This window comes from Christensenella hongkongensis (assembly GCF_000981035.1).
GTDB lineage: Bacteria > Bacillota > Clostridia > Christensenellales > Christensenellaceae > Christensenella > Christensenella hongkongensis.
On record NZ_LAYJ01000115.1, the window covers coordinates 68,893 to 86,791 of the forward strand.

Annotated in this window: 13 protein-coding genes, 1 tRNA gene and 1 other RNA gene; 2 read left to right on the forward strand and 13 right to left on the reverse strand. The window is 45.2% G+C overall.

All coding sequences use genetic code 11. The features are described 5' to 3' along the window. Positions 1-153: 153 nt before the first annotated feature. The 12 genes from CHK_RS12375 to ssrS form a co-directional block, all read right to left on the reverse strand. Positions 154-984 carry a purine-nucleoside phosphorylase gene (locus CHK_RS12375; RefSeq protein WP_046444385.1) on the reverse strand — a complete coding sequence of 277 codons (831 nt, stop codon included), beginning with the start codon at positions 982-984 and terminating at the stop codon, positions 154-156. Continuing rightward, positions 981-1,748 (reverse strand): sporulation initiation factor Spo0A C-terminal domain-containing protein, encoded by a 768-nt coding sequence (locus CHK_RS12380; RefSeq protein WP_046444386.1) that lies wholly within the window; start codon positions 1,746-1,748, stop codon positions 981-983. The genes CHK_RS12375 and CHK_RS12380 overlap by 4 nt, the downstream gene beginning before the upstream one ends. A gap of 17 nt (positions 1,749-1,765) precedes the next feature. Then, entirely contained in the window at positions 1,766-3,469 is a 1,704-nt protein-coding gene (gene recN, locus CHK_RS12385) for a DNA repair protein RecN (protein WP_046444387.1), read from the reverse strand. Between the two features lie 16 nt (positions 3,470-3,485). Continuing rightward, positions 3,486-3,938, reverse strand: coding sequence for an arginine repressor (locus CHK_RS12390; RefSeq protein WP_046444388.1), 453 nt, complete (start codon positions 3,936-3,938; stop codon positions 3,486-3,488). 10 nt (positions 3,939-3,948) lie between these two features. Next, positions 3,949-4,791, reverse strand: coding sequence for an NAD(+)/NADH kinase (locus CHK_RS12395; protein WP_046444389.1), 843 nt, complete (start codon positions 4,789-4,791; stop codon positions 3,949-3,951). 210 nt (positions 4,792-5,001) lie between these two features. Beyond that, positions 5,002-6,414: a nicotinate phosphoribosyltransferase gene (locus CHK_RS12400; RefSeq protein WP_046444390.1), complete on the reverse strand. Its 1,413-nt coding sequence runs from the start codon at positions 6,412-6,414 to the stop codon at positions 5,002-5,004. A gap of 11 nt (positions 6,415-6,425) precedes the next feature. After that, entirely contained in the window at positions 6,426-6,635 is a 210-nt protein-coding gene (locus CHK_RS16680) for a hypothetical protein (RefSeq protein ID WP_160295659.1), read from the reverse strand. Next, the gene (lgt, locus tag CHK_RS12405) at positions 6,586-7,422 is read right to left on the reverse strand and encodes a prolipoprotein diacylglyceryl transferase (RefSeq protein WP_235811579.1); all 837 of its coding nucleotides are present in this window, start codon (positions 7,420-7,422) and stop codon (positions 6,586-6,588) included. The genes CHK_RS16680 and lgt overlap by 50 nt, the downstream gene beginning before the upstream one ends. A 22-nt stretch (positions 7,423-7,444) precedes the next feature. Then, on the reverse strand, positions 7,445-9,109 hold the full coding sequence (locus CHK_RS12410) for an AMP-binding protein (RefSeq protein ID WP_046444391.1): 1,665 nt from the start codon (positions 9,107-9,109) through the stop codon (positions 7,445-7,447). A 160-nt stretch (positions 9,110-9,269) separates the two neighbouring features. Further along, a complete protein-coding gene (eno, locus tag CHK_RS12415) occupies positions 9,270-10,559 on the reverse strand; it encodes a phosphopyruvate hydratase (protein ID WP_046444392.1) in 1,290 nt (429 codons plus the stop codon). Positions 10,560-10,763: 204 nt separating this feature from the next. Next, positions 10,764-10,837: transfer RNA gene (locus CHK_RS12420), tRNA-Gln, on the reverse strand. Positions 10,838-10,847: 10 nt separating this feature from the next. Beyond that, a non-coding RNA gene (gene ssrS / locus CHK_RS16210) (6S RNA) lies at positions 10,848-11,027 on the reverse strand. Between the two features lie 158 nt (positions 11,028-11,185). On the opposite strand from ssrS, the gene CHK_RS12425 reads away from it, so the two are divergent. Then, complete coding sequence (locus tag CHK_RS12425) at positions 11,186-12,646, forward strand: extracellular solute-binding protein (RefSeq protein ID WP_046444393.1); 1,461 nt, start codon at positions 11,186-11,188, stop codon at positions 12,644-12,646. A 15-nt stretch (positions 12,647-12,661) separates the two neighbouring features. Beyond that, positions 12,662-15,622 carry an EAL domain-containing protein gene (locus tag CHK_RS12430; RefSeq protein WP_046444394.1) on the forward strand — a complete coding sequence of 987 codons (2,961 nt, stop codon included), beginning with the start codon at positions 12,662-12,664 and terminating at the stop codon, positions 15,620-15,622. Between the two features lie 25 nt (positions 15,623-15,647). Here the strand turns inward: CHK_RS12430 and CHK_RS12435 are convergent, their stop codons facing one another. Next, on the reverse strand, positions 15,648-17,765 hold the full coding sequence (locus tag CHK_RS12435; RefSeq protein WP_046444395.1) for a sensor domain-containing phosphodiesterase: 2,118 nt from the start codon (positions 17,763-17,765) through the stop codon (positions 15,648-15,650). Positions 17,766-17,899 lie beyond the last annotated feature (134 nt).

Here is a 17,899-nt window from a genome sequence, read left to right on the forward strand (position 1 = left end):
CATATAAACAAATGCCAGTGCACGGTACGCACATTAGAATGTATGCTGCATAGCAGTTCCACACAACAGTTGCTTTCACATCCATTTGAGAAACCACAATCACATCGCCATGAAAGACGTATTAGTAAATTCTAACATATTCTACGATGATAATCAAAGTTTTGCGCTACCTAATTTTCTCAGGAAACCATCAACGAGAGCGCGCATTTTCGATGCGACCATTTTGCCCGCCTCCATGACCTCTTCCATTGTAAGCGCATGCTTTGCAACGCCTGCCGCAAGGTTACTGATACAGGAAATTGCAACGGTTTTTACGCCGGCATGGGATGCAGCCACTACCTCATGCACCGTAGACATTCCAACCGCGTCAGCGCCAAGCACCCTGAGCGCACGGATTTCTGCCGGTGTTTCGTAAGACGGCCCTACCATGTATCCATATACGCCATGCTGCAAGTCGATCTTTTCCTCCGCTGCCACCTCGTCAAGCAGATCGTTCAGCTCTCCGGAATAAGCAAAGGACATATCAGGAAAGCGCGGCCCAAGCTCGTCGATATTCGGTCCTGTAAGCGCGTTGTTCGCAGAAAAATTGATATGGTCTGTGATAACCATCAAATCTCCTGCGGAAAAATCCAGATTGACGCCTCCAGCCGCGTTGGTCAGCAATACATATTTTGCGCCAAGCATTAAAAGCGTGCGCAGCGGTACGACTGTTTCTGACGCGGTATAGCCCTCATAGCAATGAAAACGTCCGGATAAAAGAGCAATCTTCTTCCCTTCTTTACATCCGAAGGTCAGCTTTCCGGCGTGCCCCGGTGCGGTTGATACCGGAAAGCCCGGGATATCTGCGTAACAGAACTCTGCGACGACTTCATCAACCGTATCGCCATAATCGCCAAGCCCCGAACCTAAAACAATAACAACTTCCGGCTTAAAATCCGTTTTGGATTCAATATAATTCTTTGCTATCGTAAGTCTCTCTCTCATTCTGTTTCCTTTCCAGATTCAAACTGTAATAATATTTTTTCCGCCAATGCGGCAATAAACTCTCCGTTGGTCGGCTTACCCTTTTCTGCGCTGATCGTATAGCCGAAGTATTCGATAAAAGCATCCGGATCACCCCTGTCCGCAGCCGTTTCAATCGCATGCCTGATATTGCGTTCCACACATTTTTCAGTGGAACCATATTTCAGCGCCAGCGGACGGTATATGTTTTTATTGAGCGGACGAATACTCTGCTGATTTCGGCATACAAGCAAAAGCGCACCCTTCAAAAGCTTATAGCCCTGAATATTGGCGGGAACTCCAAGGCGTTTCAGTACCACTGAAATCCGCGCACTCAAAAGCTGGTCGCCGTCCAGAAGGCTAAGCGACCTGTTGTACGTATGCAAATCCGCCGCATCAAGCAGTCGATCGACAAATATCTTTTTTACATATGGTTTTACAAAGATATAATTGGCTTCAAGCTCAAACGCCTTTTTGATGATCAGCTCCTGACTCAGGGAGGTAAGAACCAGTTTTACAACATCCTTATCGGCAAGCATGTGCTCCATCAGCGCAAAACCGTCGTATCCTGGTAAAATCGCCTCGACAAGAACCAGATCAGGATGATATCTGTCATAGAGTTCAAAGGCTTCTTCTCCGCTTGTCGTACCATAAAACGAATCCGAAACATCCTGTAGTATATCCCGGACCTGATTGACATATTCATTACTTTGCTCAACTATTAATGTGCGCCTGAATCTTGTCAACGCAATCCTCCGCCCGTTTAAAACGCATTTTTTAATTGCTCGGCATTCTCAATCAATTCCGCCGCATATTTCCTGGAGCTTTCCGTCTCGACACCCCCTGAGAGACGCGCAACTTCCTGCACGGTTTCATCTCTATTGAGCTTTCTTACCATAGTATTCGTCGTATTCCCCTTTGAACTCTTTGAAATCAAAAAGTTCGTATCTGCCATTGCCGCAATCTGGGGAAGATGGGTAACGCAAATCACCTGACGCGACCTCGCGATTGACGCCATTTTCTCTGAAACAACAAGCGCCATTTTTCCGCTGATTCCGGTATCGATCTCATCAAAAATCAAGGTCGATATATCATCAATACCCGCAGATATATTTTTAAACGCAAGCATAATGCGCGATATTTCACCACCCGAAGCAGTTTTCGAAAGCGGCTTTAAGGGTTCTCCCATGTTGGTTGAAATATAAAACTCCATTTCATCGATCCCGCCGCCTGAAAAAACGGTATTCTCCAGAGCGGGAAGTTCCGCAAAACGCGCTTCGAATTTCGCGTTCTCCATTCCAAGATCATTCAACTCGGCAAGTATATTTTTTGACAGCTTTTGCGCCGCCTTTTTTCGTTCCGCGGATAATTTAATATATTCGGCATACAGCTTTTCCTGAATCAATTTTATGTCCACAGTCAGCTTTGCCGCGAGCTGCTCCGCATTTTGCAGCCGTTCAAGCTGTTCCTGTGCATCCGCGCAGTACGCAAGAACTTCTTCTTCCGTACCCCCATATTTCCGCATAAGCGTATTGATCTGCTCGATCCGCTCTTCTATCTCTGTCTGCCTCTGCTCGTCAAATAAAACATTTTCTGAATAGCTTCTCATGTCATGGGCGCATTCTTCCATCTCATAAGCCGCTTCGCGCAGCCGTTCAAGCGTCTTTTGATACTGCCCGTCATAGGAGGCTATCTGCTCTAAGCCGGTAATCGCGCTTTGCACGAGGGAAAGCGCGCTGCCACCGTCTTCCCCGCCAAGGTATAATTGCATATATCCCATATTGAGCGCCTGTACGATAGACTGTGCATTACTCAGCTTTTCGCGTTCTTCCTTTAATGCGTCGCGTTCCCCCGCGCTCAGTTCAGCTTTGGTAATCTCTCCAATCTGGAATGATAAAAGGTCAATCGTGCGCATCCGCTCTTTTTCATCCCCGCCAGTGGCTTTCAGTTGTGCCTCAAAGCCCTTTAACTGTGCGTATAAATCCGCAATTTTTGCTTTTATCGGCTCCGTCTGTTTTTTGGAATAATTATCAACAAAAGCAAGATGGTTTTTCGCGTAAAGCAAGGACTGATGCTCGTGCTGTCCGTGAAGGTCTATGATTTGATCGGTCAGCTCTTTCAGCGTCGCCAAAGTCACGACCGTGCCGTTGATACGGCATATATTTTTCCCGCTGGATGACAGATCGCGCGACAGAATCAATTCTTCGTCCGGTTCCAGACCGTTTTCTTCAAAAAAACGTTCAAAAGCAGCCGGTTCGATAGAAAGCACAGCTTCTACATGCGCCCTTTCCTGCCCGGAACGGATCAATTCGCGGTCTGCGCGTTCCCCAAGCAACAAATTCATGGAATCCACAACAATAGACTTTCCCGCGCCTGTTTCGCCGGAAAGGACATTAAGCCCACCTGAAAATTCAATATTCAGTTCATCGATCAGCGCGATGTTTCTCACTGTCAGGCTGTGTATCATGCTTTACTGCTTTCTCCTACTTATTAACCATTTTAATAAAACGTTCTGCTATTTCTTCCGCCGCCTGCTCTGATACGGTCGCTACAAAAATCGTATTATCGCCGGCAAGGGTTCCCATCACGCCGCTGTAATGGAGACTGTCCACCACTTCTGCCGCAGCATTCGCGCTGCCTGAAAGCGTCTTGATCACTACAAGGTTTCCCGCGCTGTCCACCGACATAACAGTATCCTTGAAAATACGCATCATGATATCCATATCGTTCGCTTTATTCTTTTTATTGACTGCATATTTATACGCTCCGGAGGAGGACTGTACCTTAATGAGGTGCAACTCCTTGATATCACGCGAGATCGTCGCCTGCGTCACCCTGTAATCAGCCTTGTTCAAAAGCGTTACAAGCTCCTCCTGTGTTTCCACTTCATTGTTTTCAATGAGATCTAAAATTTTATTTTGTCTTTTGGATTTCATGAATTTGCTCCTATTTTTTTGTGATGCTCCACTGCGCAAGTTTGTCCTTGAGCTGCGGGAAAAAGTGATCGTTTGTGATTCGCAAAAAACGCGCTTTCAACTGCGACTTTTGAATCGTGACCTCATCCTGATCCGTCAGGAAATACGTTTCCTGCCCATCTGCCGAAAGCGTGACGTCCGACTCCCCCTCATGGGGCTTTACCATGATCGTATCGCTATACCGCGTTACAATACTGCGTGCATAAAGCGAATGGGAGCAAAGCGGCGTAATCAAGAAACAATTCACGTTTGGCGCAATAATCGGGCCGCCCGCCGACAGGGAATATGCCGTAGAACCTGTAGGGCTTGCTATCACGAGGCCGTCTCCATTATAAAGCTCCGCAAGATTTCCGTTCACATACAGGTCTACGCGCACCATGCGGGTTCGGTTTTCCTTTGTGATGATAAAATCGTTGAGCGCAATAAAGGAACGGTCCTTCCCTGTGATTTTTGCCTGCATCATCATTCGCTCGTCAAATACGTAATCCCCCGCCTTGATGCAGCGGATCATCATTCTCACATCAGGCAGATTGATCTCGCTCATAAAACCCAAATGACCGATATTGATTCCTACAAGCGCCGTACCAAAGGAAACATATTTTCGCGCCGCACGAAGAATTGTGCCGTCTCCGCCCAATATGAAAAGCACATCTGCTTCGGAAGCGTCCGTATATTCAGAAATGTCAAGAAGCCCGGCGGTTTCATCGTCGTAACAAATTTCACAGCCCTCTTCTTCAAAGATACGTATCACTTCTTTGGTCGCAAGCAGGTCCGGATCCTTATCTGCATTTGTATAAAGGCCGAATTTCAGCATGGGCACCTCTCATCCAAAACATTTATTTTACTTATTATACACTAAAAATGAATAGATATTCAAGATAAAACGCATATCTTATCTTCAATGGATAAATCCGTTAAAAACAAAACGGCACCCGTATTTCTTTCCTTAATATGAAAACGAATGCCGTTTTACCTACTATAACATATTCTATTTTGATTTCCAATCCAAACGCTGTTGATTCTTCTATTTTTTCTCGTTCAGAAGCTTCTTTTTCAGGTTGTAAAGGCCATCCGACAGATCCACCTTATAAAGATGCGGACGCTTGATGCGCCTGAATTCATCCCAGAAGGTCGCCATATCCTTACGTGCATATTCCTGGATATCCTTCAGACAGGGAGATTCATAAACCTGCTTGCCATCCACAAAAACAGGAACCAGCAGGTCGCGCAGCTCATAATCAACGATTGTCATCTTCTTCCATGTTTCAATCGGATCGAATATCGTAAGGGGCAGATTTGCATCGATCTCCTCGGATTCCAGCATGATAAGGTCCGCAATCGCCATGCCGTCAGCTTTGCTGTAAATTCGTTTTATTTTCTTGATACCCGGATTTGTGATTTTCCAGACATTTTCACTGATTTTAAGCTTTGGAATCATTTCGCCATCCACAATATTTGCGCTCAGCTTATATACTCCTCCAAGCGCAGGATGGTCATGGCCCGTGATTAACCTTGTTCCAACGCCCCATACATCAATTTTAGCGCCCTGCTGTTTCAAATCGGCAATCGTATATTCGTCAAGGTCGCTCGATGCAAATATCCTTGCATTTTGAAAACCTGCATCATCCAGCATTTTACGCGCACGCTTGGAAAGGTACGCCAGGTCGCCGGAATCCAGCCTGATTCCCACGGGCTCATAACCCTTTTCCCGCAGCTCTTTAAATACGGTGATCGCATTGGGAATGCCGCTTTTCAGCGTATCATAGGTGTCCACGAGAAGCATACAGCCAGATGGAAATGTTTGTGCATAGGCCCGGAACGCCGTCAGCTCGTCCGGGAAGCTCATAACCCAGCTATGGGCATGCGTTCCAGCAGCCGTAGCGCCGAACATCTGCGCTGTCAGGACGTTTGAAGTTGACGTGCAACCACCGATCAGGGCCGCCCGTGCGCCGTAAATTCCCGCATCAGGCCCCTGTGCCCTGCGCAGTCCAAACTCCAGAACCGCATCGCCTTGCGCGGCATAAACAACCCTGCTCGCCTTTGTTGCAATCAGCGTCTGGTGATTCACCATATTAAGCAAAGCCGTTTCGATAAGCTGTGCCTGGCTGATTGGCGCGCTAACCCTTACGAGCGGCTCCATTGGAAAAACGACTGTTCCTTCCGGAATGGCATAAATTTCCCCGGTAAAACGAAGCTCCCGCAGGTAATCCATGAATTCCTCGTCAAAAAGGCCAAGGGAGCGAAGATATTTGATATCGTCTTCTTCGAACCGGAGATTGTTGATCAAATCAATCACCTGCTCCAGTCCCGCACAGACTGCATAATTCGTTTCATCCCCCTGCCGTCTGAAAAACAGATCATATACCGCTGTGTCGTTGTGTTTGCCGGCCTTGTAGTACCCATACATCATTGTAAGCTGATACAGATCGGTCAGCATTGTCAGATTTCTCAAGAATAACACCTACCTATTTTATTTTGTTTAAAATATTTAGTCACGCGGATGCTGTGACCTGCTTCATGATCCGAAATCCCTTCTCGCGCAAGGGCATCCGGTGCTGTGTATAAAAAATGAAAAGCGGAATCATCTTCCGCTTTTTTTATCACTAAATCAAGCCTCTTCAGGCTCTGTTTTTTCTGTTTTGCAGTACCGTCCCTCATAAAGCGCATTTGGCTTATTACGCTTACGCATCACAATCAGGTAGATTACGCCAATCGCAACCAGAACCGCAGACAGGAACTGGGAAACGGGAACGCCGGGCATGAGCTCGAGCGTTTGTATCCTGATCCCTTCGATCCAAAATCTTCCGATACCATATCCGATCAAATACATTGCAAATACATTTCCATCGTGCTTTGCCTTTCGCGAATACCATAGCAGCAGTGCCAAAACGCCAAGGTCCCACATGCTTTCATAGAAAAAAGTTGCAAGGTGCCATTGCCCGTCTGCCTGTGCAAATACGCCATATGGGAAAAACTGCAAATTTGGATCGTTGATCACAAGGCCATAAGCCTCCTGATTGACAAAATTTCCCCACCGACCGATCGCCTGACCGAGAATCAGGCCCGGCGCACATATATCAAGCAGCCTCCCGAGCGGAAATTTTCGCCATTTTGCAATAATGACCGCCGCAATAATACCGCCGATCAACGCACCATAAATCGCAATTCCACCATTCCAGACCGCAACGATCTCATCGAGGTGCTGCGAATAATATTCCCATTCAAAAGCCACATAATAAATACGCGCTCCAACAATAGACAGTGGCAATGCCAAAATCATAAAATCGATCAGCAGCTCCGAAGTATATCCCCTGCGTTTTGCTTCGTATATGGCAACAAGAACGCCAAGGACAATGCCGCACGCAATCAAAATTCCATACCACGCGACATCCAGTCCCTCTACTCCAAATAAATTATGGATCGCTATTTTATCCGGCATACTCATATCATCATTTCCCCAGTTTTATTCAGGCGGTTTCAATTTTAGCCGCATCTTTAAGGTCGAGTTCCTCGATCGCCCATTCACGCATCTTATACTTCTGTATTTTCCCGCTTGCCGTCATTGGAAAGCTGTCTACAAAGCGCACATAACGTGGCGATTTGAACCTTGAAAGGCCATTTTTGACAAATTCGATCATTTCTTCCTCTGTCGCTTCCTGCCCTTCTTTCAATATAACGCAGGCAAGAACTTCCTCGCCATATCGCTTATCCGGCACGCCGATTACCTGAACATCGCGTACTTTTTCATTTGTATACAGGAATTCCTCAATCTCGCGCGGATAAATGTTTTCCCCGCCACGAATGATCATATCCTTTAGACGGCCTGTTATTTTAAAATAGCCGTTCTGATCCATGGTGCCAAGATCGCCCGTATGCAGCCAGCCGTCCTCATCGACAGCCTGCGCCGTCGCCTCAGGCATTTTGTAATAGCCCTTCATGATATTATAACCGCGGCCAACGATCTCTCCCTGTACGTCAAAGGGCGCGTCTTCCCCTGTTTCAGGATCCACAATTTTGACTTCCACACCCGGAATCTGTTTTCCAACAGTCGCTACGCGAACCTCGAGCGGATCGTCCGTAGTAGTCATTGTCATCGCGGGAGAAGCCTCCGTCTGACCATAAGTAATCGTAATTTCACTCATATTCATATCGCTCATTGCGCGCTTCATAAATTCGATCGGGCAAGGCGAACCCGCCATAATGCCTGTCCTGAGCGTAGAAAAATCATATTGATCAAAATCCGGATGATCCAGCATGGAAATAAACATTGTCGGCACGCCGTGTACTGCGGTACATTTTTCCATTTGAATCGCGTTCATAACCTTGACCGGATTGAAGTGGTCGATCAGCACCATTGTCGCCGCATGGGTATAAGACGCCATTACGCCAAGCACACAGCCAAAGCAATGGAACAACGGAACCGGAATACACAAAATATCCTTGTGCGTAAACTTCATACAATCCCCGATTGCCATGCCGTTATTAACCAAATTATAGTGTGTCAGCATAACGCCCTTTGGGAACCCGGTTGTTCCGGACGTATACTGCATATTGATGACATCGTGGATGTCGAGCTCCTTCTTTCTTGCTTCAAGCTCGCCCTGCGATACGCGGTCCGCAAAGGAAAAAATATCGTCCCACAAAAACATACCCGGATGCCTTTCCTCGTCCAGAAAAATAACATTTTTCAGGAAAGGAAGCTTCTCTGAAACGAGCTCGCCGGGCTTGCTGTCCTTAAGCTCCGGACAAAGGCCGTTGATATGGTCGACGTAATAATTATCCTTTACCCCGCCCATCATAATGAGCGTTGTGGTATCGCTCTGCTTGAGTAAATATTCAAGCTCAAACTGTTTATAATTTGTGTTGACCGTTACCATAACGGCCCCCATTTTGGCAGTTGCAAACTGAGTGATGATCCACTGCGGATAATTGCTCGCCCAAATTGAGACTTTATCGCCCTTCTGGATCCCCATTCCCATGAATCCGCGCGCAACCAGATCTGTCAGCTCGTTGAATTCCTTGTACGTATAGCGAACATCCAAATAAGGAGAGATAACAGCATCATGATCCGGATACTGCGCCGCTTGTTTTTCCAATAAATCCCCAATCGTTATTTCCATCAGTGCAGACATTTGTGAGTGCCTCCTTGAAATTCTTAAAACTTAACTTTTATATTCTATCAAAAATATACTCTTTTAGCAATATTAGGCCCAAAGATTTTATTGCTCCAAGTCCCGAAAAAAAAGAACGCAGTATGCGTTCTTTTTTGAAGCGATTGATAAACAATGCAGTTTATAAGCTTTTTCTTTTCCTGAAAGCATCGCGCCCTGCATATACGGCGGCTGTTCCAAGGGCCTCTTCAATGCGAAGCAGTCGGTTGTATTTTGCAACGCGGTCTGTACGACTGGGAGCGCCTGTTTTGATTTGCCCGGCGCCTGTAGCCACAGCAATATCTGCAATACTCGTATCTTCCGTCTCGCCTGAACGATGGGAAATAATTGCCGTATATCCTGCATTTACCGCCATATATACCGCCTCGAAGGTCTCCGTAAGCGTACCAATCTGATTTACTTTAATCAGTATCGAATTACCCGCGCCTGTCTCAATTCCTTTTTGCAGCCGCTCGGTATTGGTGACAAACAGATCGTCCCCCACAAGCTGGACGGGCACTTGTTTTGTCATCTCCGTCCATCCTTCCCAGTCGCGGTCTGAAAGACCGTCCTCAATCGACAGGATCGGATATTTATCGCTCAATTTTTTCCAGTGGGCGATCAGCTCTTCTTCCTTCAACTGTTGTTGCTTTTTGAGCATCGTATATTGACCGTCTGCATACCATTCGCTGCTTGCGGCATCCAGTGCGATACCAATATCGTCAGTCTTATATCCTGCCGCCTGAATCGCTTCCAATATGGTTTCAATGGCTTCCTCGTCACTGGCAAGATCAGGTGCAAAGCCTCCTTCGTCGCCCACGGCGGTAGAAAGTCCCTTTCCCTTCAAAATCGAGCCGAGCGCATGATAGACCTCAACTCCCCACCGAAGAGCCTCGTGAAAGCTTGGCGCCCCTAGGGGCACGATCATAAATTCCTGTACATCGATATTGTTTGACGCATGTTTTCCACCATTTAAGATATTCATCATCGGCACGGGTAAAACGCGCGCCATCGTTCCGCCAAGATAATGATACAACGGCACCTGCTGCGCGTTTGCAGCCGCCCGCGCATTTGCAAGCGAAACTGCAAGAATTGCATTCGCGCCAAGGCCCGCCTTATTTGGCGTTCCGTCAAGTTCGTTCAGCGTTTGGTCAAGCAGTATTTGCTTTGACGCGTCCATACCACGGATTGCAGTGGAAATCTTTTCATCGATATTCTTAACCGCCGTAAGGACACCCTTTCCGCCAAACCGATCCATATCTTCATCACGCAATTCATGCGCCTCATACATTCCTGTGGATGCACCCGACGGCACGCTGGCAGTACCTGTTGCACCGCACGCGAGCATCACCTCGGCTTCTACCGTAGGATTTCCTCTGGAATCAATGATTTCCCTTCCGTGCACCGATTCGATTTCATACGGTTTGTTCATAGAGATATCCTCCTGTTTTCAATATTTATCTGTTTTCTATTAGTAAACGCAAACGAGAAGATTAACGCTCAAATTTCAGAAGATTTTTTGGAATGGGATGTGTTATATGGCCTTCAATCGATAAACTCACTTGGAATTACATGCACCGCGGCATTCAAAACGATGAAATAATAAAAAAGGGACAAAGCAAGCTTTATCCCAATCTGGCAGCGGAATAAGGGCTCGAACCTTAACTAAACGAGTCAGAGTCGTTTGTGCTACCATTACACAATTCCGCTATCTCTATAAATATGCCCCAAAGTGCCGTACGCCTTGATTCTAAAACCCGCCTCACGGCAGGTGGGTATCCCGCTCACAGCTTTAGGCTTTCCGCACGTAACGGACCTGCACACCGCTGTAAAGACATCTGATTCCCGAATTTAGAATGTGGGTTTAAAACACAAAGCGTTACGCACACCCCAGGAAACTGAATCTCTTTTGTTCGTCTAATATCATATCATAAAGAATATATTTTTGTAAACCCTAATTTCAATTTTTAAATATTCCCCTTCTCGCCTAAACGCTTCACATACATTGAAATATATGATAAGATAGGTATTACTATTTCATATTATTGGGGGAACAAAATGAAAAAATCTCGTGTCCTTTGGATTGCTACAGCCTTTCTTACGGTTTGTGTAATGCTCGTAACAGGCTGTTCTACGGATAAGTCTGCCGTGAAACTAGACTCGTCAAATCCAGTATCTTTAGAAGTTTGGCATTATTATAACGGTCCGCAAAAGATTGCTTTTGATGATATGGTTTCTGAATTCAACGAAACAATCGGCCAGGAAAAAGGTATCGTAGTTGAAGCTTTTAACCAGGGCAGCGTGAGCGACCTGCTTACAAAGGTATCCGACGCAGCCAATAAAAAAGTAGGCGCAGACGATATCCCGGACATCTTTGCCGCTTATGCCGATACGGCATATGAACTTGACCAGCTTGGCGTCGTAGCAGACCTCGATCCATACTTCACGCAGGAAGAGCTTGAGCAGTATGTTCCCTCATATATAGAAGAAGGTCGTTTTGACCAGTCAAATTCCCTGAAGATATTCCCAACCGCAAAATCAACGGAAGTAATGATGCTCAATAAAACCGATTGGGACAAATTTGCGGAGGCGACGGGCGCAACCTACGAAGATATTTCAACCATCGAAGGGATTACCGAAACCGCCCGGAAGTATTACGAATGGACCGACAGTCTTACTCCAGAAGCGGATGATGGGAAAACCTTTTTTGGCCGCGATGTAATGGCGAATTATTTAATCAGCGGAATGAAGCAGCAGGGCATCACACTTTTTGATGTCTCAAGCGACGGAAAAGTAACCTTTAACCTTGACGAGAAGGCGCTGCGGAAGTTATGGGACAATTATTATGTACCTTATATAAACGGTTATTTCGGCGCATTTGGCAAATTCCGTTCCGATGATGCGAAAACCGGCGATCTGATTGCCTTGGTATGCTCCACAACGGGCGCAACCTATTTTCCAAGCGAAGTGACGATCAACGATACGGAAAGTTATCCTATCGAAGGCGTTGTACTTGAGAACCCCTGCTTTGAAGGGGCGGAGCGTTACAGCATTCAGCAAGGTGCGGGAATGGTCGTTACGAAGTCGGATGAAAAGACAGAATACGCGGCGGCAGAATTTTTAAAATGGTTTACCGATACGCAGCGCAATATCGATTTTTCAGTTACCTCCGGTTATCTCCCCGTTAAAAACGAGGCGAATGATACTGCCCTTGTTGAGAAGTCCTTTGAAAATTCAGCCGAGATATCAACGTCATTGGAGGAATCCGTGCTCGTTTCGATTGGTCAGGTACAAAATGACCAGCTCTATACAAATAAAGCATTCAAAAACGGATTTGACGCAAGAAACATTCTGGAGTATTCCCTTTCCGATAAAGCCGCGGCTGACCGTGAATCTGTTCTTACCGCTATGGCGGAAGGAACAAGCCGAAGCGAAGCTGTGGCGGTATATGACAATGACGAAAACTTTTCAGCATGGGTGGCCGATCTGAAAAAACAATTAGAAGAAACACAGAAATAATAGAGGGATCGGCGAATGTCCGTGAAAATAAAAGAGCAATCGATCATTAAAAAGTTTATGGGGCCGATTTTGATCATCATGGTGATTCAGACCGTCCTATTTGCCTGTATTCTTTTATTCAGCGGAACAATTCGCCACTTAAACGACAACTCCTTTGATATCCTGACTGAGCGTACGATCAGCCGCAAAAACGATCTGGAAAACGAAATGATACAGCACTGGTCGGCGCTTGAGCCCCATGAAGACATTATTGTGAACCAGATCGAAAGCTTTTTGGCGGACAATAATATTTCAGCACAGGATATCGACGATAAAGCCTCTATTCAAATTTTGGATTCTGTTTCCGAACAAATTATTTCATTGCTTCGTGATAATTCTGTAACGGATGCTTTCCTTATTATGAACGGCAACCGCGATGACAATGTAAAATATGGCCTTTACCTGAGGGATTCGGATCCTACGACGAATTCTGCGGATAATTCAGACCTGCTGATAGAAAATGCTCCCGCTTCGATTACAAAGAAGCTGAATATTTCTTTGGACAGTACTTGGGATTCCAAATTTACATTGGATCCTGCCGATTCTACTTCTGCTTTTTACTATAATCCTTTTAATGCGGCGCAAGATTATCCTGAGGTGGGAAGCAGCGACTTAGCTTACTGGTCTCCTCCTTTTGATGTATCTGCTGATACCGCGCGCCCTATTATTACCTATACCATTCCTTTGCGCCTGTCGGATGGAACCATTATTGGGGTTCTGGGAACGGGAGTTTCTACCGATTATATTTCCACTCTCCTCCCCTATAACGAAATAGATATTAATAAAAATGGATTTTATTTGCTTGGCATTTCTGAAAATGGATCATTGGATATTCAAAATCTCACAACCAGCGGCCCTATGGCAAAACTGATGGTTGGAACTTCCGATACTACCCCGCTAGCTGAGGACAACTCTTACGAAAATATTTACCAGCTCCAGAAAAAAAGCAAGATTACGGATACTGTTTACACAAGCATGCAGCCCATTCATTTGTATAATTCCAACACATTGTTTGAAGGAGATCAGTGGGTTCTTTTAGGTGCGATTGAAAGTAAATATTTGCTGGACTCTTCATACCAGGTGACGATGATGGCAATTATTTCTTCTTTGATTTCCATTTTGTTTGGTATGGTCGCGGCTATGATTGCAGGGCGCAGGCTGACGAAACCTATCGTATCGCTGGCTCACACCCTGCAGAGCAGCAGTGCGGAGTTGCCGCTCAAATTTGCAAAAACGCACATTGCGGAAATTGACCGTCTTGCTGATGCGGTCGAAATTCTCAGTAACGACATTGAAGAATCTGCATCCAAATTGTCGCAGATCATACAGGCTGCCAATATAGCAATCGGCGCTTACGAATATAATGCGGTTACAGATCAGGTAATTATAACAGGTCGTTTCTTTTCCCAGTTTGGACTTGAAGAACGCACGCATATGAGCGGTGATGAATTTCAAAAACTGATAAAAACATTTTCTTCTTTCAAGGAGCCCCATGTACAGGAAAATGAATCTGTTTACCGGCTTATTGGTCAAAACGGTAATAGCGTATGGCTTCGATTGAAGTTAGTGGGCAACGAAACAACACGCAGCATGGGCGTACTGACAGATATTACGCAGGAAATGCTTGAAAAACGCAAGCTGGAATATGAACGCGATTACGACCTTCTGACCAACCTGCTGAACAGACGCGCTTTCCAATCCCTTATCCACGATTTATTTAAAAAGCCTGAGCAGCTAAAAACCGCGGCTTTTATGATGTGGGATCTCGATAACCTCAAATATATCAACGATACCTACGGACACGATTACGGTGATGAATATATCAAGAAAGCTGCAAACATCCTGAAACAGTTTACATCCAATAAAAATACGATTGTTGCCAGAATGTCCGGCGATGAATTTTACGTGTTTATTTACGGATGCCATTCCAAAGACGAAATCAGGCAAATCATTGAACCGATCAAAAATAAAATGGATACCGCCACGTTATATCTTCCGGATTCCGGCAGCATCAAAATACGTGCATCCGCTGGTATCTCATGGTTCCCTTCAGACGCTACGGATTATTCTGAATTGATTAAATACGCCGATTTTGCAATGTACACCGTCAAAAATACGGAAAAGGGCAAGATTGCCGAATTTGATAAGAGCCTGTACAGCCGTGATTCTTTCCTGCTGCACAGTAAAGAAGAACTGAACCGGTTGATTGAAAACGAGCTTGTTACATATGCCTTCCAGCCTATCGTAGACGCACGTACGGGAGAGATTTTTGCATACGAGGCCCTGATGCGGCCCCAGCCTCCTACCCTGCGCTCGCCTGCTGATGTTTTACGGATTGCGCAGGCGCAGTCCCATTTGTACCAGATTGAGAATTTAACGATGTTCAAAGCGCTTAAATCATATTTAAACTTTCCTGATAAAGTCCATAAGCGCAAGTTGTTTATCAACACACTTCCCAGCCAAATGCTGAGCGGAGATGCGCTCAGCGCATTCGAACGAAAGTTCCATTCGGTTTTGGACGACGTGGTCTTTGAGATCATGGAAACCGAACGGCTCGATGAAAACTTTACCGCCAGAAAGCTGGAGCTATTCAAAAAATGGAATTCGCAGATTGCGCTTGATGACTATGGTACAGGCTATAGCAGCGATTCGATACTTCTTCTGATCAATCCGGATTATGTTAAAATTGATATGTCGATTATACATGATATTGACGCCGATCCAAACAGACAGCTGCTTTTTGAAAACCTGAGCACTTATTTGAAACAGAAAAACATCAAAATAATTGCCGAAGGCGTGGAGACCTACGCAGAAATGAAAACGCTGATATCCTATGGTATCGACTATCTGCAGGGATATTATATCGGTATGCCTGAAAATATACCAATCGATCAGACAATACGCATGCAGGAAATACGGGATTTGAATTCAAACTAAATAAAAAAGCGCCATTGGCGCTTTTTTATTTATCCTGAAACAGTTTTAAATACATCTTTTCAAAGTCCTCGAGCGGTATGGGCTTGCTGAACAGAAAACCCTGGGCTTCGTTTACGCCAAGCTCTTTGATCAGCTTAAATTGCTCTTCCGTCTCTATTCCCTCTGCAATCGTATTGATCTTCATCTTTTTACATAATTCTGCAAGCGATCCAACCAACGAACGCGTCTTAATGTTATTCGCAATATCGTCTACAAGACTTTTATCAATTTTAAGGACATCGAAATCAATTCCGGAAAGAAGCGACAGGTTTGCGTAATGCGTACCAAAATCATCAATATACACGTTAAATCCTGCTTGACGCAATTTTTTGATGAGCTCCTTTGTATCCACTTCATCCAAAAGCTCCACCGTTTCTGTAATCTCAATGCCAAGATAACGTTTAGGCAGGTCATATTTTTCAGTGGTGCGAAGAAGGCGTTCAATAAACCCCGGCTCCGCAAGCGTATACCTGGAAAAATTAACAGACACAGGATACGGATCATTTCCCTGATCAATCCATTCCTTCAGCTTGCCGCAGACGAAGTCACAGACGAAATAATCAACTCCGCTGATCAGCCTTGTATCCTCGAGCAGCGGTAAAAATTGTCCCGGTGGCAAAGTAACATTTTTCTTTCCACGATATCGTACCAGGGCTTCCGCACCGATCACAGACCTGTCTGCGGTGGATACCTTTGGCTGGAGGTAAACGAGGAACTTATTTCCATCCAGCTCCTCCTTGAGCTTGTCTGGCGTTGCCAAGTCCAATATGTCGTCATTTTTATGACGATAACGTTTAGAAGCCCTGTTTTGATGATAAAAACGCTTTTTATCTTCATACATTTGCGCGTCCGCAGTTGAAATGATCTGCTGGATGTCCTCAGGTTCCGCTGTCCATTGATAACCTATTGCGGCTCTGCAACGCGGATCGCGTTCAAATTCATGCTTCAGTTCCATGGTCAGCGCTTTAAACTGTTCTTCCGTAAGGCCTTCCCTGATGATTACAAATTCATCGCCGCCAATCCGATAGCAATGCTCCCGTCCAAAAATTGTTCTCGCCTTTTGGGCGCATTCAGCTAAAATTCCATCACCAAATTCATGCCCGTACTGATCGTTGATATCTTTTAATCCATTGATATCGAGATACACTACGCCCACTGGCTGATCTCCCTTTGAAAGCCGATCAATATCCTTCACGTATCGGTTACGGTTATGAAGCTGCGTCAGCGTGTCGTAATAACTGAGCTTTACAAGCATTTTTTGATCGTTGATTCTGCTGATAGTCATCATCAGGAAATAACGAAGCGTCTGCAACAGCGACGATATATTTTTAATCTTGTCGACAGGAGGATTGTCTACGCCAATATACCCGCTCAGTTTGCCGCCGATTTCAAGAGGAGCCGCAACAAGGCTCTTAATGCCCTGCATATTAAGCACTTCATACTCTCCCGGCGATTCATCCCTGATCTTTTCCAGATTTTCAATAATCACGCATTCATGACGGTTAAAATAAGGCTTCCAGCGATCAATCAGTAAAATATCGATACCCTGCAAATTTTGAATCTGCGGCTCTATGCCGACCGAACACCATTCATACGTATTATACATCGTGCTATCCCTGATCTCAAAAATATATGCACGGTCTGCCGCAAGGTATTCTCCCAATGTCTTAAGCGCCCGCGGAATTGCCTTATCCAGCTCGTCTTCACGATAGAGATAGCGTACACATTCCATGATCATTTTTTCAGCACCCAGAGCATTGGTCAGTTCAAGCTTTTCGTTCTCTTTTTCCGTAATATCAAACGCAACCTCCAGCCTGACCATTTTTCCATCCCAGTCAATCAACCGGTCCTTTAAAAGATAATGATTTTTGGTAAGAGGATTTGTAAATTCCCATGTATAAATTTCACCCGCGCTCAGTTTTGAATTGGTGCAAAACGGGCACGGCTCCGTCCTGCCCTGCAATGCCTGATAGCATTTAATTCCCGCAAAATCCTCCTTCAGGCCAAAATTTTCCCGGCCTGTATTATTTATATATAATAAATCAAAATTTTCCGGATCGGCAACATATACGAGCTCTGATATATCATCCATTAATTCAAACATATTTACTCCGTTTCCTGCAGTTGCACATACATCAATAATGTCAGCTTAATAAGTATATCTCAGCGTAATATTTTTTTCAATCATTCAAATCTTAAAATGATATCAAGGCAAATTTTTTATCTCATGATTAATAT

Bases quoted from the DNA above. Each gene is read 5' to 3' on its own strand.
- CHK_RS12375 (WP_046444385.1), bottom strand. From the start codon at position 984: ATGAGAGAGAGACTTACGATAGCAAAGAATTATATTGAATCCAAAACG.
- CHK_RS16680 (WP_160295659.1), bottom strand. From the start codon at position 6,635: ATGAGGGACGGTACTGCAAAACAGAAAAAACAGAGCCTGAAGAGGCTT.
- CHK_RS12390 (WP_046444388.1), bottom strand. From the start codon at position 3,938: ATGAAATCCAAAAGACAAAATAAAATTTTAGATCTCATTGAAAACAAT.
- CHK_RS12435 (WP_046444395.1), bottom strand. From the start codon at position 17,765: ATGTTTGAATTAATGGATGATATATCAGAGCTCGTATATGTTGCCGAT.
- CHK_RS12410 (WP_046444391.1), bottom strand. From the start codon at position 9,109: ATGTCTGCACTGATGGAAATAACGATTGGGGATTTATTGGAAAAACAA.
- lgt (WP_235811579.1), bottom strand. From the start codon at position 7,422: ATGAGTATGCCGGATAAAATAGCGATCCATAATTTATTTGGAGTAGAG.
- CHK_RS12395 (WP_046444389.1), bottom strand. From the start codon at position 4,791: ATGCTGAAATTCGGCCTTTATACAAATGCAGATAAGGATCCGGACCTG.
- CHK_RS12430 (WP_046444394.1), top strand. From the start codon at position 12,662: ATGTCCGTGAAAATAAAAGAGCAATCGATCATTAAAAAGTTTATGGGG.
- recN (WP_046444387.1), bottom strand. From the start codon at position 3,469: ATGATACACAGCCTGACAGTGAGAAACATCGCGCTGATCGATGAACTG.
- CHK_RS12400 (WP_046444390.1), bottom strand. From the start codon at position 6,414: ATGCTGACCGATCTGTATCAGCTTACAATGATGTATGGGTACTACAAG.
- eno (WP_046444392.1), bottom strand. From the start codon at position 10,559: ATGAACAAACCGTATGAAATCGAATCGGTGCACGGAAGGGAAATCATT.
- CHK_RS12425 (WP_046444393.1), top strand. From the start codon at position 11,186: ATGAAAAAATCTCGTGTCCTTTGGATTGCTACAGCCTTTCTTACGGTT.